Below are 15692 nucleotides of genomic sequence, written 5' to 3'. Positions count from 1 at the left end.
AAACAAAATTGCGCACGCGCACGCGCATCTGTACGCCAACGACAAACTAGACATAGCTTCCCCAAGCGGCGGCCCATCATTACAAGCCGTTAATTAATTTTAGGCAAAGTTTGCCTTATTTCAACATTGTGAAAACTAGCAAAAAGTCACAATTATTAAATATTTATTATTTTCAACTACTTAAGGATAGTTCTAACGCCAACGCTGCTGCGCCAGGGCGAACAGCTCTGACACGTCGACACACCGCTATTTGCTGGCGCGGACCGCAATAACGGCACGCACTTCGAACGATATAAGGGACATGCCTGCGCGTTGAATGCGCTTCTGATGCGCCAGATACACCTCGTCAAAGCTCCCCTGCGCCGCCATCGCCCCAAGATAGCTGATCAGTGCATCGCTAGTGCGCGCCTCCCCGCGCAACACAATGCGGCGCCCAGGCTTATCCGGTACAAACTCCAGCAACTCGATGTCCGCACTGGTCGTCTGCTCCAGAGCACGGAAGACGGGGTACCAATTAAAGGCCCGCTCAGCAGCCAGGGCGTCCCACCGGCGCTGCACATCAGCTTGGGCCTTGCTTGGCTGAACCGGAGCACTAACAATGCGGCGCGATTCCAATCGTGCCAAGTCCTTCCCAGCTGCTTGCGCAACGCGCGCATATTGCAAGGCATGCAAGCCGCCTGCGCTGGCGACGACCAGGCAAAACAGTGCAATACCCCATGCAAGCATGGGATAACGAGCACCTGGCCGTAGTAGTTCGTGAGGACGGGGCATCACTGCCATTCTCCTGCCGGCAACTTTTTCAGCGATGCCTCGGGCCAGGCTGCGGCAAATATGGTTTCATCCAATTCCATGGATTCGGCAGTCCAGAAACTCAATTGCACCACCACGCGCGCCGCCATCTGGCAACGGCGAACCAACTGGGTCAACGCCAGAATTCGATGTGCCCCGACAGGCTGGATTTCGACGAAATCCAAGCGTCCGTTGGCATATGCCATGGCCGTCAGGCATTTCCCCTCATCCAGTATAAGTATTGTGTTGCCATGTCGGGATGGCTGATGACGCCAATAGGCCAGGCCACCGAGCGGTAGCACACTGCGCAGACGCGACGATCGTGTGGTGGCAAGTTCGTCCAACATGGCCATCACGTCCCGGCGTACAGCAAGTGCAAGTCCTGGCATGCCAAAGTGGCGATAACTGGCCTGCACAATCCACTCGTCGGCGCTTACCCCTTCGCTTTCGAAACAGACTTCAGCATAGCGTCGCTGCTCGTCCCCCTTGCGCAGACGGGTCTGCCATGGCAGCATCAGCAAGCGGCAACCATTGCCACCAATGACAACATCCAGCACCGGCTGCACCCCGCGTTTGATAGCGCATTCCGACAACAACTGCTGCGCCATGGAGTTCAACTGCTGCAGGCGCGTTCCCTCGCCCGCTTGCACGGTTCTGAGGGACTTCCCGACCGCACACCATGAATGCTCCGGAAGGAGGAAAAGTGTTTGCTTCTCAGGCCACAAACGTAACACGGTTCACCTCCTGCAAAGTGGTGTGGCCATCTCTCACCAGTTCCAGCGCAACGTCCCGCAGGAACCTCGTCCCCTGAAGCCGTGCCTGCTCCTTTAACGCGCGGATAGGTGCACGCGCGACTATCATCTCGCGCATCTCGTCGGTCAGACGCAGGACTTCGGCAATGGCGCGGCGCCCCTTATACCCGCTGTTGCGGCAGTGAGCGCAGCCGCTGCCCGCCCGAAAACGATACCCGGTTGCCTCAGTGAGTCCCGACTCGCTGAGAAGCTCGGCATCGGGCAAGATATCTTGGGCACAGTGCGAGCAATTCTGGCGCACGAGGCGCTGAGCGACCACACCGGTCAGCGAGGAAACAAAGTTATACGGGTCCACGCCCATATGCATGAACCGCCCGATTACATCGAAAGTATTGTTGGCGTGCACCGAAGTGAACACCATGTGGCCGGTCAGCGCGGATTGCACCGCAATCTGTGCAGTTTCCGGATCACGGATTTCGCCGACCAGCACCTTATCCGGGTCATGCCGCAATATCGATCGCAAGCCAACCGCGAAGGTCAGGCCCTTTTTTTCATTCACCGGAATTTGCAACACCCCGGGTAATTGGTACTCGACGGGATCTTCGATAGTGATGATCTTGTCTTCCCCGTGGTTTATCTCGGTCAATGCCGCATACAGCGTGGTAGTCTTGCCGCTACCGGTTGGTCCCGTCACCAGCATCATTCCGTATGGCTCGGACGCCAGGCGGCGCAGTAGCTGAATGGTATGGTCGTCAAAGCCGAGCGAGTCCAAGGTCAGCCGCTTGACGCTGTCCATCAATGCCTTCTTGTCGAGCACCCGCAATACGGCGTCTTCGCCAAAAATACTGGGCATGATCGAGACACGGATATCGATGTCACGCCCCCGCGAAGCGACACGGAAGCGGCCGTCCTGCGGAATGCGCTTCTCGCCAATGTCCAGTTCCGCCAAGATCTTGATGCGCGCGATAGCCTGTTCCGCGAGCGGCGGATTGCTGACCATGGCGATACGATTGAGTACGCCATCGATGCGGAATTTGATAAGCACCCCTTGCGGCAGCGTTTCAAGATGGATATCGCTGGCCTCCAGGCGCAGCGCATCGAATACCGTTGAATTGATCAGCCGCACCGCAGGACTTGCCTCGCCCTGGATCGCCGTTAGCGTCAGCTCACCGCTGACGTCGCGTACGCTTTCGACGATAATCTCGTCGCCTATGGCATCCGCCACCGCGCTAAACTCCGCCTCCTGCTCCTCCAATGCCGCCATCACGACTGCCGGGTCGGCCATATAGAGCCGTGAGACGTTCATCCCAGCCAGCCAAGCGCCCAGACCCGCTGCCAACGGCTGTCCGAGTACCGCCAGCGGGCCGTCCACATCTTCGGCCACCAAGGTCATACGACGCATCATCTCGGCATGCTCGGCCCTCCCGAAGGTCGGTGCCAGCAGCTGCACGCCATCAGCTTCCAGTACCGGATAGGCCAGTAATTCCGCCGCGCGCTTCAACGCGTCAGCCGCATCCAGATCCAACAATCGCGCCAGACGCAACAACCAGTCCTGCGGCGGCGAATCGGCGCTGGCTTGTGCCAACTTCCCCAAGGTTAGTTCCATACTCATACACTGTTCGCCAGATCGAAAATGGGGCTATACAACAATAGGACAATCGCGCCCACGACGAGGCCGATTCCCAGCATCAAAACCGGCTCGATCAACCGCCCAGCCGTGTCAATCCAGTGGGCCGTCTCCTGATCGTAAAAATCGGCGACCCTCCCAATCATGTCAGCTAGATTGCCAGACGACTCCCCGGCCACCAGTAGCCGCACCGCTACTTCGGTACTCAGGCTGCACTGCTGCATGGTGCGCGACAAAGGTACGCCTTCGTTCACCAAGCGCACCGCGGCATCCAGACTGGGCCGCATGGCGGCCGGCAGTGCATCGCCGCTCATGCGCATGGCCGACAAAATGCTGACGCCGCTTGTCAATAGCATCCCCAGCGTGCGATACAGCCGGCTCAATTGCAATACGCGAATGCGCTCCCCCACCCATGGCGTCGCCACCAACCTACGATAAGCCAGTGCCCGCATCGCCGGATGCAGGACCGCCACTATCATGGCAACCAATGTCGCCACGACACCTCCCCAGGCAAGCAATGTATTTTCCTGTACGAAAGCTCCCCACCACTGCACAAAACCGGCCGAACCGTTGCGCATGGTGCCCGCATCTTCATAGACGGCCGCGAAGCGTGGCAGTACGTACAACATCAGAAAAACGATGACCAGGGAACCGACACCGAGCAAGATGGCCGGGTACGTCGCCGCAGCGGTCAACTTACCGCGAATCTCATCGACCTGCCGCTGGTACTGCATGTATCGTTTGATCGATGCCCGCACGGTGCCCGTGGTCTCGCTGGAGCGCACCATCGCCACATACAGCATGGGGAAGACAGACGGCAGGCGTGCCATCGCTTCCGATAATTGATTCCCCTGGCGCAGCTCCCGCAGCAAGGCATCGTAGACCGCGCGCGCACCGAGACGCCTGTCGTTCTTTCCCAGGATGTCGATTGCGTCCACCACGGTCTGGCCCGCCTCCAGAAGCGAGAACATCTGTTGATTGAACACCGTCAAGCTGAAAGCATGCCGTCGCTTGATCAACGGCGCACTAGCCACACGCAATGCGATGATGCGACCGCCGCTATTGCTGACCAGTTGACGTGCTTCGGTTTCGTTGTCCGCATCGACCACAACCTCGTCGATAGTGCCTTCCGGCGTCAGTACCTGTATGCGATACTGCATACTCACTTCCAACTCTCGATATCGGCATCCTCGCCGCCACCACCCTGCGCTCCGTCGGAGCCGAAACTGACGATTTCGTATTCCCGTCCTTCGCTGCCTGGCGAGCGGTAGAGATACGCATGCCCCCATGGATCCTGTGGCACGCCTTTTTTCAAATAGGGGCCGCGCCAATTCGACTCATTGGCGAGCGGAGAAAATAGAACGATCAGGCCAGCATCGGTGGCAGGATAGTGGCCAACATTAATACGGTACTGATCCAGCGCCTTTTCAAACGATTCGACCTGCGCCATCGCAATCTGCGTTCTCGAGCGCCCGATCTGCCCGAAATACTTTGGCGCTACGAAGGCCGACAACAGCCCGATGATCACAATCACCACCAGTAATTCAAGCAGCATAAAACCATGCGCAGAACGGATACGAGACATCGTGCTTATCCTATGGTTGAAAGACAAATTTCCAGTCGCTGTAGCGCTGGGTGCCCGTAAACGCCTGCAACTCCGGTACGAACCCGGCCTGTTTCAGCGGCTTGGCGGACGACCGCGAATACACCCCGATCAGTGCCCCATCGTTGTTGTGTACCAGTCCCCAATTTCCATCTTCCGTCATCGGATCGCGGTAGAGCCTGCGCAATGGCCGTCTGGGTCGGGTGAAGCGCTCGTCTAACAACAATGCACTCAACTGCTGCGGAAAGCTGTGGGCAGTGCCAGGACTGTCGAGGTAGTAGTCCCGAATAGCGTTCCGGTACGCCATCCCACGCCATAAAAGCTCGGCTTCCTTGTCCCGCCGCTCGCTGACCTGGACGTTTTCCAGTGCCCGTACCGAAGTAATGGCGGTGACTGCTACCAGAAACATCACCACTACATAGCTGAACCCACGTTCGTGCCGCATCACCAATCCTTCAGCAAGGTACCGTCGCGCGCAGTATTGGGCGCGCCACTGCGCACGTCAGAAACCACACCCATGCTTGGATCCGCCGCAGGCACCGGTATCCAGCTCTTTGCGCTCTGTGTGAACGGGTCGACGGGGATCTTTCGAATGTAGCGCTCGGTCACCAGCTCATCAAGCGTGTTCGGGTAGTGGCTGCGATCGGAATAGAATTTATCCAGTGCATCACGTAGCACATACAAATCCTCGCGCAGCACGTCTTCCTTCGCCTTGTCCATATTGCCGAAATAGCGTGGTGCAGCCAGAGAGACTAGCAGCCCCAAAATCAGCAACGTCACCAGCAGTTCGATCATCGTAAATCCATGCTGTTTTATGTCACCATTGCGCATATGGCACTCCGTTGAGTCCCATGAGTGGCGAGCGGGAGGCCACGTCAAATACATCTGCGCCTTCACGCGGCGCGTCAGGCGAAGAATCGAAACTTCGCTTCACCCAAGTATCGGCGGCCGCTATGCTGCGGTCGGCAAAAGGATCGCGCGGCAACCTGCGCAAGAAATAGATCGTCAATGCACCAGACTTGTCCTTAACGGGGATGCCGCCTGCCAAGTCCTGCAAGCGTGGCGGATATCCCGACTCATTGATGCCGGTTTCGATGCGCCCGGCAACCGACGCCGCCTTGTAGGCGTCAATAGCGCTGCGAATGTCGCGCAAAGCAAGCCGCAGCTCGCGCTCTTTCTCCCGCCGCACGGTGGTCTGCACCACTGGCACCGCGACGGAAGCCAGGATGCCGAGAATGGCCGCCGCCGCGAGCAGTTCAAGTAATGTGAAGCCGCGCTGCCTCCGCTTGCCGCTGCCGAAACTCATGGCGCAATCGTCACGTTATGCATGAGCGGCAAAGCGGGACGGCCAACCACACCTTGCGCGCCGACGGGCATGAAGGAAATGACGCCAATCGCGCTGTCTGTTGCACGTGCGCGTGCTTTGAGTTGCAGGCTCAGCATCGCTCCCTCGCCGGAGGGTGGCGCTGCCGCCCCGCTGTCGAAGCTGGCCGAGATGCGGCCACTGGCGGTATCGACCGATTTGCTGAAGCTGCCTTTGCTGAAATAGCCTTCATCATCAAGCGAGACAAACTCGAAATCCGCAGGATCGTAGCCCAGTTGCACACTACCCGCGCGCAGTTTCTCCGCAGTGTTAAGACGCAGGTTGAACGTGCCGACTTCTCCACTCTTCATCGTCGCTGGTCCGGTCCACAGCAGCTTCGGTGCATTGAGTGCCGTCGCGGGCATTTGCGCCGACGCAGGGGCGACCGAAGGCGGGGTTGCCGCGCCGCCTGCATGGGTATTGCCTCCACCTTTTTCATCCACGCTGCGCAGCATCAGAGGCCGGTCTCGCAGCGCGGTCTCGGTGCCGGACCAGAACGATTCGGCTGCGGGGCCTTGGCGTCGTATATTACGGATCAAATGAGGCGTGATCGACAGCACGATCTCAGTCTTCTGCCGGCTGTCGTTTTGGCTGCCAAACAAACGCCCAAGCACAGGAAAGTCACCCAGCAGCGGCACGCGGTTGCCCGCCGATCTGTCTTCATCGTTGATCAGACCTGCCAGGATTTGCGTCTCGCCATCTTTCAACCGTAACGATGTGTTGACGTTGCGCGTGCCGATTTGATAGGCCTGGGAACCATTGTTCGTCTTCACAGATGACACTAGTGAACTCACTTCCAGTCCCAGCTTCAAACCGATCTCGTCATGCAGATGCACGTCCGGCTCGACCTCCAGTTTCAACCCCACCTCCAAATACTGGATATTTTCAGTAACAAAGGTATTGGTGCTGGTGGTCGTCACAACCGGCACCCTGTCGCCGATCATGATTTTCGCCTTCTCCCGGTCACGCACACGAATACGCGGATTTGCCAACAGTTTGGCATCCGCGTCAGTCTTCTGCAAATTGATCGTGGCGGATGGCACCGTGATACCGAGGCGATCACTATTCAGGTTGCGCAGATCGCTGATTTTCATCGACGACGTGCTGCTTCCTGTCGTCGGCATTGACGATGTGATGCCCAGCGGCGTCACGGTCAACTGGCTGTTCCACTGCACGCCCGCGTTCAGCAGGCGGGAGCGGTTGATCTCCAGTACCTCCACCTCCAGCATCACTTCTGGCTCTTCCATATCTTGCAACCGGATCAGCTTTTCAGCCAACGCAATCGTTTCCGGTGTTTCGCGCAACACCAGCATGTTGCTCTTTTCCTCGACATGGATATCCTTCAGTTTCAGCACGGTCTTCAGCATGCTGGCGGTCTGCTTGGCTTCAACGTTTGCCACATAGAAAGCGCGCACCATCAGGTCCTGATACTCACGCTGTTTGGTCTGGTTACTCGGATAAATCAGGACACTGCTCGCATTCAGCACCTTTTTATCTAACTGGCCGGTGGATAGGATGACGTCAATCGCGTCATCGAGCGATGTCTGTTTCAGAAAGACCGTCGTGCGTTGCTCCGGCTTGACGTCCCTATCAAAGATGAAGTTGATCCCGGTGGTGCGCGACAGCGCATCAAAGACCATCTTGATGCTGGCGTCACGAAATTCCAGGTTGATCGGCTTGGCATAGACAGCACTTAGCTTCGGCACGGCGGGCGTCGCCAGCGCCAGTTGCGCATCAAGTTCGGTTCTGAGCGCCTGGGCTCCTACGTGCCCAGGCACGCGCCGCAAGGTACCCGCGGCCAATTCCGCGGCGCGATTCACGTCACCTTCTTTAAACGCCCTGCGTGCCGCGATCACCTCGTCGTCGGCCCGCTGCAAGTCCACCAGCTTGGTCAAGCCACTCTGCGCCCGGTGATTGTCTGGTTCATACTGTAGGACCTGGCGATAACTTGCTTCAGCTTTCCGGTAATCTCCAGCCGCAGCGCTGTTCGCGGCAGCGCCAAACAGCTTGTTACTGGCATCTTCGCGGGCGCGTAACCAGTCGCGTCGGTAGGCGACATCATCGGGCGCCATCGTGGCCGCCTGCGACAATTCCTGCAGGGCCTTTGCATAGTCACCGCGCGCCATCGCCTCGATGCCATCTCGGTGGTGTTGCTGAGCGGCGCAGCCCGACAGTACCACCGCGAGAAAGACGGCTCCAGCACGCTTGAAAATCATTCTGAACATCTTAACGGTCCTGTCCGGGCAGTGGTAACGCCTGACGTACACCACTCGCTATAAACTCAAATTCGACCTGCGTTGGCGTGATGGCGACCACCTTATAGGTACCGTCCAATATTTCACCGAGCCGCGCCAACATTACTTGTTCACCTATCCCGAGATAAATCACCTGATCGGCACCATCGACCATCTGACCGATGAATTTGAAAGGCAAGACAGGCGGAGGCGGCACGACGGGTGCCTGTGTCGGCATCACTACCGGGATGACGGCTGTCGCCGATTCAGTTGGCGGGCTGACCCAGCCGCGCGACGTAAACGGGTTCTCATCAGTAGCGACCCAATCGATTTCCCGCTCAGGAGACACCGTGTCAAGACGTGCATCCGGCGCGGCGTGAGGGAAGGCGGGGCGCGGGCGCGCAGGAATATCCGGCTCCGTCTTCGGATAGGCAATCGCACCCAACGTTGCCGCTAACGTGGACAGTAATATTCCCCAACGCAGTCGCTGCGACTTATCCATGCATTTTTTTTCGGAAGAACGCCGACAGCGTCAATTGACAGGCAAGCCCCGCCGCTGCGACATCTTCGCGACGGCAATGGATGGTATCCAGCGCTACATTCGGCAATGCGCTGGAAAGGGCTGCAATGAAGTTACGGAGTTCTGGGTAGCCAGTCTTTATCTCGATAGTGATACGGTAACGCCAGAATGGTTGGGCCTGTCCGGTTTCGAGAACGTAGAACAATTCATCGAGCGGCACTTTCGCTTCGCGGGCAATGGCCGAAAACTGCTCGGTGAATTCAGAGGAAGAAAACGTGGGCAAAGCCACGGCGTTGCTCACGGCAGTGACGGTTACTAGCGCCGGTGCGACTCTCAGGCTTTTGGCTTCCCGCAATTGCTCGGTCAGCACCTGGCTCTCCCATTCCCAGTACCAGCTGGCATAACATGCACCAGCCGCCAGTACAAAGGAAAACAGTAGTCCGGATATTGCTACGGGCTGCTTCTGAAACAACCGCCGTACATAGAACCCGCAAAACGGCAGTATAGTCAACTGAGCCTCATCAGATTGCAAAATTTCCACTTAAACAACATGATTATATACAGCAAGAATTATTGCAATCTAACCAAATGTAACAATACAATAAAAGTGCATTTAAAAAAGTAATCTATGAGTAACAAGGACCATGGAAACTCTGTTTGGTTGGTGGCAGAATTGCCCGCGTCGTAGCAATCGGCCACCAACCGATCGCGTTTAAAAGTGGAATTTTCTGAAATCAGATTTTTGAATGAATGCAACCAACTCGATCGAGGAACGAAAATCTTTGCGGATCGCCTGGCGCCCCGACATAACGACGCGCTCGCGCAGTAGCCCCTCTTGGATTGCCGCAACTAGGTGTTCTAAAGCCTCAGCCAGTGGTACGCCTCTAGACTTCGTCGCGTCAGTAGCGTCCACGAAAACCATGCTGGCTGATTGGATACCCCCCACTTTTCAGATTTTTTCGCTTGAAACTGAGTGAACGTTTACTCACCATCACGGACATTCAAAGATAGTTGCCATCCAGGATGAATGGCCGAATTTATACATCGACGTTCACTGTTTATCTGACTATCAAAATTGGGCTGTGGTTTGTCTAAAAAAAGCGCCTCAAGTAGAGGCGCTAACTGTTTCCAGACAGGCATTAAGCACTGCCTTCACCAAGCGCAACAAGGCTGGCCACCCTGCTTTGCCTCTCGCTCACGATGCATTGACGTAGCCCATTTCTCCAACACACCCCGTCAACCCTTTGAGCACATGAACATCTCCAGCCACCGTGAGCACGACATAAGCGCATTTCGGCTGCCGTCTTGGCGAGACGAATACCTTCCAGCCACAGTTCCTGCAGCGACTCATTGAATAGAAACACCAGCGGCATTTCCTCCCTTCCGTCGAAGTAGTCTTCGTAGCCTAAGTGCAGAGCTGCCCGAAATGCTTCCAGGTGCACAAGCTCACCGCTACAGGGTCGCCACTTTTCAGTTGCTTCGATATATTGCTGAACTACGGCCAGGCCGTGCACCTCATCAGCACCGTCCATCGTCGCCTCCATGGCGTTCTACCGCTTCGGCAGGGTCCTGCTGACGCTTCCTGCGCAATTCCATCAACTGTTCAACACTGTCGCGTATCGCTGCGTGCGCAAAACCCATCAGCCAGGCATCCCGCAAGCCGACCTCCCTATTAAACAAGCGCGGTACTTGCTCAATGCCGCGCTTATAGTCGTCATACCCCATCTCCTCAGCGCGATATAACATCACGCTCATCAGCTCATGCCGCCGCCGTTCGTCGTCACGGATGTCCAGCGCGCGGCAATACTCGTAATAAATCAAACCAATCGTTATATTGATCACTTCGTTCATGACAATGCTCCTTAGTGCAAATGCCCTACCCCGCCGCCCGTGGAACCTCCATGTACATAGCAAAGATCCTTTGCTGAGCACAGGTGTCCGGTCGCCAGGTCGCAAAAACAAATGCACGTCCTGTTTGTTCGAATAAACTGCGCGCCGTCCCGGGTCACAACGCGCGTACCTGGAGGCAGCGCCTCCAACTGCTCAATGAGCGGATCGACCTCTCCAGCTGCGTTGGCGTGTGGCGCCCCACTCCTCTTCCAAGGTAAATATTGATGTTTCATGATGTCCTCCATGCTTAAGGGAATTGAAACGTCCTGGACAATCGATGCTGGCACCTGGCACGACCCTGGACGAGGCCAGCCCTGCACATGCTGGCAACTTGAAATCTGCTCGATGGGTGCCTATCCTGAGCAACGGATGCATCTATGGAAAACGATCTGTGCTGGATGACGGATCTGATGAGGGCCGCGATTGGCAAAAACATGCTGCAACTTGGCGTACATATCCGACTGACGTCGAGAGACGTCGAGCGCTTGCGCTACGTCACAGGCTTCGAGCCAGTGGGTATCAAAAGGCTCGCCGATCTCGACGCCTACATCGAACAATGCAAACAGCATTTACGGGGCCGTGCCGACGAGACTCGGTTACTGCATAAGCTCATCGACGAGACGGTGGCATCGTGCCGCACATCGGCCGGCGTCGTACTTCACCGATAGCCAGCTTACTGATGTCCCGTCCAGACATCAAACGGTTCCCTGGGCAAGAATCCCGAGTTCATCAGCAATAGCACCTGTCCTAGAAGCACGATGTCGACGCCACCCCGCCACACTCGATCACAATTCAACGCGCCCTGCCGCCAGCGCGCCTTGTCGACCGCTGAGATGCACCGATATTCGCCTGGTGCCTAGATTCAGTTGCAGCCTGTTCACGTAGTGGATGAACAATTTCTGACGGCGATACATCCTCGCCGGCGTCAACCTGACTAGCGCTCCCAGATTTCAACCTGTGTAGCTGAGCGGCAGCCCTGTCCTCGCGTTCCGGCAAACTGGCCAGGATGACCGCTCCCATATTCCTGATCAGCCTTCCAGTAAAGCCAAGGGGGGCACCGATCACCATATGGAATGCCCAACGGATACCAGCACCAATCTTGCGCAGGCGTACCTGACGCGCCTTTTCCCTTCGCAGTACTTGTTTGCAGCGCAGATACAGGCCACTATGCTGAAATCGCAATTCACCGCTCTTCTCCAGATGTGCCACCAACTCCGCGGCAATCATCGGATCTGCCGTGCGCCGATAAAGACTCGCCCAAACCCGTTCTTCTTCAACTTCGACCAAGGAGCGCCGCCGCTTTCCGGCCCTCATCTCTCCATCGTTTTGCATGATGTCCTCCACAAAAAATAAAGGGAACGCCGGCATCCCATCGGATGCTGGTGCCCCCTCATCTACACACGCCTCGCTCCTTTAACAAGCAAACGAGACAATCTATTTAGCACTCTCCCTCATCTGGTAACGAGTAACCACATCCGGGGCAATAAACGCTCCAGTGTTGATTGATCGTGCCAGACTCGGCGCTTTCCCAGCTGTGGTACCTGGCCCGTTCATGTGAACATGCCGGGCACTCCGCCTCAAAACGCTCATCGTCGAGACCCATCCCATCAGGTTCGACACCCTTTCCAAATACCCTGGTTACCATGCTGGTCTCCTTAGCAAGCCCTATGTCCAGACGGTGAATGACTCCGGGCAATCAGCCGCTTCAGCCAGGGTCGCAGCAACCAGAATTCAGTCGTGAGATGGACAACACAGGCAAACAACGCACCAATGCTTGACCTCTGGTACTGAAATCCACTGCCAGGATGAGACCGATATAACTGCAACTCGTCCGTAGAAGTCTGCGGCACCAGAGGGTTACCTGAGCGCGAGCACAGTAGTGCACACTCGACGTGCGCGTGCCCACACACCTCACGTAGCCCCGTACCGCCAAGCAAAACACACAGCGGGTTTTCCTGATTTTGTAGATGTTGTCGTTGAGACATGATAGCTCTCCAAAAAAGAAGGCACCATGGCTCCTCACGGGGACCGCGATGCCCCGCACACGAGAAGATATGCCTGGCTATCGTCAACATCCGATAGGCAAGCGAAAGAAGGCCCGCCATTCCTGAGAACAGGGGCCTAATCTGAGAAGTAGCGATTGAACTGTACTTCCGTGACGCAAACGATCCTCTGCTTGCGCAATCAGCCTGACAAGTGGCCAGGCAAAGATCGGTTGCCGAAGCAACGTGTCGAAGTCTTACTCGACAGGTGAATGACGGGTGACGACCGCAACGCTCACCACGTGAGTGGCAAGATCCTGCCAGACATCCGCGATGGAGACGGCAGGAGCAATGTGAGAGCGATTCTCACAGAAAGCACTCTCATTTTTGCAGTAGTTCTTGACGAATTCAAGCCGTACTAAGTCGAAAGTTCACCGAAAATCGATAGTTCAAGGTTGCTCGATACGTCGTTCACTCTCAAATCTGGCTTGTTTGCAGCAGTCTAAAGCGCTCATGCACCAATTGATCAAAACAGCGCATGAATGCTCCCCCATCGTCACATGTCACGATCACATGCTTTACCAAGCGCCCACATCGTGAAACGCGCCGCGTGTCAGCAATCACACATGATGAGTGACTAAAATTGCATAAGACAAACGGCCGCCCCTCCACTGGTGCATCATAATAAGCTTGCGCCGCAAGACGGGCATCGGCCACCTCAATACCCTTGCACCCGCTTTTCTCGATCACCGTATAGGTTGATCCGGCCGTCCGGCATGCTCGCAGCAACTGCCGGCTCTCCGCATTCACCTCCATACCACCTCCCCCGCGCGCCTTCCCAACACCAGTTGTACCAAACTAGCTCCGCTGACCAGCACCACTTTGCTTTTGGTCAGGTGGGGATACACGGCCGCGCCGCTGCGCCCGGTATGCAGAAATAGTCCCGCCCTAAAACCATGATGACAAATGGCCTCGCCGAAGGCCGCCACATGGTGATGATTCACATGGCCGCCGTAGCGCTTAGACTGCACCGCACACCAGCCATACCCAGGCAGCCACACCTTGCCGTCAATCCCACCATCCCCAGAGTACTTCGCGTTGCGCAAAACAAATAACCCAGCGTCCTCCAGGGACGAGAGCACCACCTCTTCGAACACCAGCGGATCCACATTGCGCAGATAGGCAAGGCACCGCGCCGCGTATCCCTCCCCTTCGAACTGCCTCACAGCCCGCAACACCGCGCGCGATTGACCAATACGCCTGCGATGCTCAGGCAGCCGGCGCATGCGCATCACATTGAACAACTGCGACGCACATCGAACCAGCATGCCGCTCACGCCGCGCGAACGGGCCAGAACGGTTTCATATCGCTCGCGCGGCGGACGCGGAGCGCGGACGGCGCCAGGCTTTCTATACTCGACGCTCTCACCACCATCATGACCGCCTACCGAGCGCTTGACCCACCGCGCATGCGAATCTCCCGACGACCAACGCTGCCAATGTCCCCGTTTCATGATGCCGCTCCCATTAAATCCGCTTCGTCATTGCGCCGGCCCACCGGCGAACCCAGATATGCATTGCTGATCTGCCTTCGATGGTGGCCCAGCTGTTCGGCCACCTGCCGATAGGCATCCGCCATGACCTCACGATCAATCAACAGCTCGCCGCCACGTACCGGCGGCTGCACCTGCGTGATGTCAAAGTACAGATCACCGGCGAACTGGTGCCGCAAGCCGTGTGGCGTGACACCCAGGTCATTCTTGGTCAACCCGACTGAACGCACCACATTCGAAAACAGGTCCAGCGACTGTTTCAAGGACAGTCCAGGATGTCCGATATGCCCCCAGTCCTGCCGGGCGAGACAACGCGCCCGCGCCAGTGCTTGCCGCTGCTGAGGCGTGCGCACTGCCGCATAACGCAGCCGGCCACCCTTCGTCCCGCGCTTGATGCGCAAAAAACTGATGTAATGATCGGATCGAGGATGCTGAACTGGCAAGGCATACGCCGGTATCTCGGCGACGCGCGGGCAGAACATCACAGCTTCCTTACGGCGCAGGCCAAAGGCGATCATCATCGCCAACTGCCCTCCCACGTGACCGTCAACCGCATCAACGGCCGCAATCACCTCATCGACAGCAAGACCGTGGCTTTCCCACCCCTTGTCGATGAGCGCCCCATATGAGCGGCGCACCATCGACGGGTCGCTCACATAGCTCACGGCACTGCGCACCAGGCCCGGCTTACCAATCCAGCTGGCAAAAACCCGGATAAAGCTCATTTGCTGCTGAATGTAGGCCGCGCTGCAGGGATATGCACGGCGCGGTATCGTTATCGGCATATCGAGCAAGACATCTGCCGGTAGCGGCTGCGCCGTCCAATACGCCATCAACGCGCGCACATGCCGTTCCGCCAGGTTTTCAGGTACTGGCTTGAAGCCCAATTTGCGCAGTAATGCGAAGGTCCGGTACAAGCCCTGGCTGCGCGCCTCCCTGGTGCTATGCGAAACCCCTTTTCCTACGCTGGCATGCCGTTCATTGAACGCGTCCAGCAACGTATCAAGCTGCTCCCTCCATTGAGTGTTATGAGGCATGACTTCTCCCTCCCGATTCTCAGGATTGTCGATTTGGCATGCTGCACTGTCTGGCGCGCATGCCCCCGGTGTGGCCTTCAACTGGCATCGGCGCCTGGCCTGCTGCGCCGACGAGGGAGATATGTTCTATCTATTCCAACGCGCTGCCCCTATCTCAGCGTCGATGGCGGATTCTCTATTTGCCCGAAGGCGCGGTGTCTTAAAAATGCTCATGCGAATAACCAGCGAATTTCTCCTTCTGTGTTAGTCCCCGCGTCTTGCGCGAGCAGTGCGGCGCTTGCGCCACAAAGACATTTAGGTGCCCCGGCCACTCTCAATTGAACCAGGACCTTGCCCTCTCTT

17 protein-coding genes are annotated in these 15692 nt (G+C 57.0%); 1 reads left to right on the top strand and 16 read right to left on the bottom strand.

All coding sequences use genetic code 11. From position 1 onward, the window contains the following. Window positions 1-246: 246 nt before the first annotated feature. The 13 genes from O0881_RS00190 to O0881_RS00130 form a co-directional block, all read right to left on the bottom strand. Complete coding sequence (locus tag O0881_RS00190; RefSeq protein ID WP_289909493.1) at window positions 247-726, bottom strand: hypothetical protein; 480 nt, start codon at window positions 724-726, stop codon at window positions 247-249. Between the two features lie 44 nt (window positions 727-770). Next, window positions 771-1523 (bottom strand): hypothetical protein, encoded by a 753-nt coding sequence (locus O0881_RS00185; protein ID WP_289909491.1) that lies wholly within the window; start codon window positions 1521-1523, stop codon window positions 771-773. Further along, window positions 1504-3153, bottom strand: coding sequence for a GspE/PulE family protein (locus O0881_RS00180; protein ID WP_289909489.1), 1650 nt, complete (start codon window positions 3151-3153; stop codon window positions 1504-1506). The genes O0881_RS00185 and O0881_RS00180 overlap by 20 nt, the downstream gene beginning before the upstream one ends. Continuing rightward, window positions 3150-4328, bottom strand: coding sequence for a type II secretion system F family protein (locus O0881_RS00175; protein ID WP_289909487.1), 1179 nt, complete (start codon window positions 4326-4328; stop codon window positions 3150-3152). The genes O0881_RS00180 and O0881_RS00175 overlap by 4 nt, the downstream gene beginning before the upstream one ends. Before the next feature lie 2 nt (window positions 4329-4330). Next, entirely contained in the window at window positions 4331-4753 is a 423-nt protein-coding gene (gene gspG / locus O0881_RS00170; RefSeq protein WP_289909485.1) for a type II secretion system major pseudopilin GspG, read from the bottom strand. A gap of 10 nt (window positions 4754-4763) precedes the next feature. After that, window positions 4764-5216, bottom strand: a complete 453-nt coding sequence (locus O0881_RS00165; protein WP_289909483.1) for a type II secretion system protein — start codon at window positions 5214-5216, stop codon at window positions 4764-4766. Beyond that, complete coding sequence (locus O0881_RS00160; RefSeq protein ID WP_289909480.1) at window positions 5216-5602, bottom strand: prepilin-type N-terminal cleavage/methylation domain-containing protein; 387 nt, start codon at window positions 5600-5602, stop codon at window positions 5216-5218. Before O0881_RS00160 ends, O0881_RS00165 begins: the two co-directional genes overlap by 1 nt. Next, the gene (locus O0881_RS00155; protein WP_289909477.1) at window positions 5589-6077 is read right to left on the bottom strand and encodes a type II secretion system protein; all 489 of its coding nucleotides are present in this window, start codon (window positions 6075-6077) and stop codon (window positions 5589-5591) included. The genes O0881_RS00160 and O0881_RS00155 overlap by 14 nt, the downstream gene beginning before the upstream one ends. Beyond that, window positions 6074-8359: a general secretion pathway protein GspD gene (locus O0881_RS00150; RefSeq protein WP_289909475.1), complete on the bottom strand. Its 2286-nt coding sequence runs from the start codon at window positions 8357-8359 to the stop codon at window positions 6074-6076. The genes O0881_RS00155 and O0881_RS00150 overlap by 4 nt, the downstream gene beginning before the upstream one ends. A gap of 1 nt (window position 8360) precedes the next feature. Continuing rightward, entirely contained in the window at window positions 8361-8870 is a 510-nt protein-coding gene (locus O0881_RS00145; protein WP_289909473.1) for a hypothetical protein, read from the bottom strand. Continuing rightward, the gene (locus tag O0881_RS00140; protein WP_289909471.1) at window positions 8863-9429 is read right to left on the bottom strand and encodes a hypothetical protein; all 567 of its coding nucleotides are present in this window, start codon (window positions 9427-9429) and stop codon (window positions 8863-8865) included. Before O0881_RS00140 ends, O0881_RS00145 begins: the two co-directional genes overlap by 8 nt. Before the next feature lie 598 nt (window positions 9430-10027). Beyond that, the gene (locus O0881_RS00135; protein WP_289909469.1) at window positions 10028-10420 is read right to left on the bottom strand and encodes a hypothetical protein; all 393 of its coding nucleotides are present in this window, start codon (window positions 10418-10420) and stop codon (window positions 10028-10030) included. Continuing rightward, entirely contained in the window at window positions 10407-10739 is a 333-nt protein-coding gene (locus O0881_RS00130) for a hypothetical protein (RefSeq protein ID WP_289909467.1), read from the bottom strand. Before O0881_RS00130 ends, O0881_RS00135 begins: the two co-directional genes overlap by 14 nt. 416 nt (window positions 10740-11155) lie before the next feature. On the opposite strand from O0881_RS00130, the gene O0881_RS00125 reads away from it, so the two are divergent. After that, the gene (locus tag O0881_RS00125; RefSeq protein WP_289909465.1) at window positions 11156-11446 is read left to right on the top strand and encodes a hypothetical protein; all 291 of its coding nucleotides are present in this window, start codon (window positions 11156-11158) and stop codon (window positions 11444-11446) included. A gap of 124 nt (window positions 11447-11570) precedes the next feature. On the opposite strand, the gene O0881_RS00120 is transcribed toward O0881_RS00125, so the two are convergent. The 3 genes from O0881_RS00120 to O0881_RS00110 form a co-directional block, all read right to left on the bottom strand. Further along, window positions 11571-12110 (bottom strand): hypothetical protein, encoded by a 540-nt coding sequence (locus O0881_RS00120; RefSeq protein WP_289909464.1) that lies wholly within the window; start codon window positions 12108-12110, stop codon window positions 11571-11573. Between the two features lie 1456 nt (window positions 12111-13566). Further along, a complete protein-coding gene (locus O0881_RS00115; protein WP_289909463.1) occupies window positions 13567-14274 on the bottom strand; it encodes a restriction endonuclease in 708 nt (235 codons plus the stop codon). Beyond that, the gene (locus O0881_RS00110) at window positions 14271-15350 is read right to left on the bottom strand and encodes an integrase domain-containing protein (RefSeq protein ID WP_289909462.1); all 1080 of its coding nucleotides are present in this window, start codon (window positions 15348-15350) and stop codon (window positions 14271-14273) included. Before O0881_RS00110 ends, O0881_RS00115 begins: the two co-directional genes overlap by 4 nt. Window positions 15351-15692: the final 342 nt, after the last annotated feature.

It is taken from the genome of Janthinobacterium sp. SUN100, assembly GCF_030397705.1.
GTDB classification, from domain to species: domain Bacteria; phylum Pseudomonadota; class Gammaproteobacteria; order Burkholderiales; family Burkholderiaceae_D; genus Janthinobacterium; species Janthinobacterium kumbetense.
This window is presented reverse-complemented; position numbering and strand designations above follow the sequence as displayed.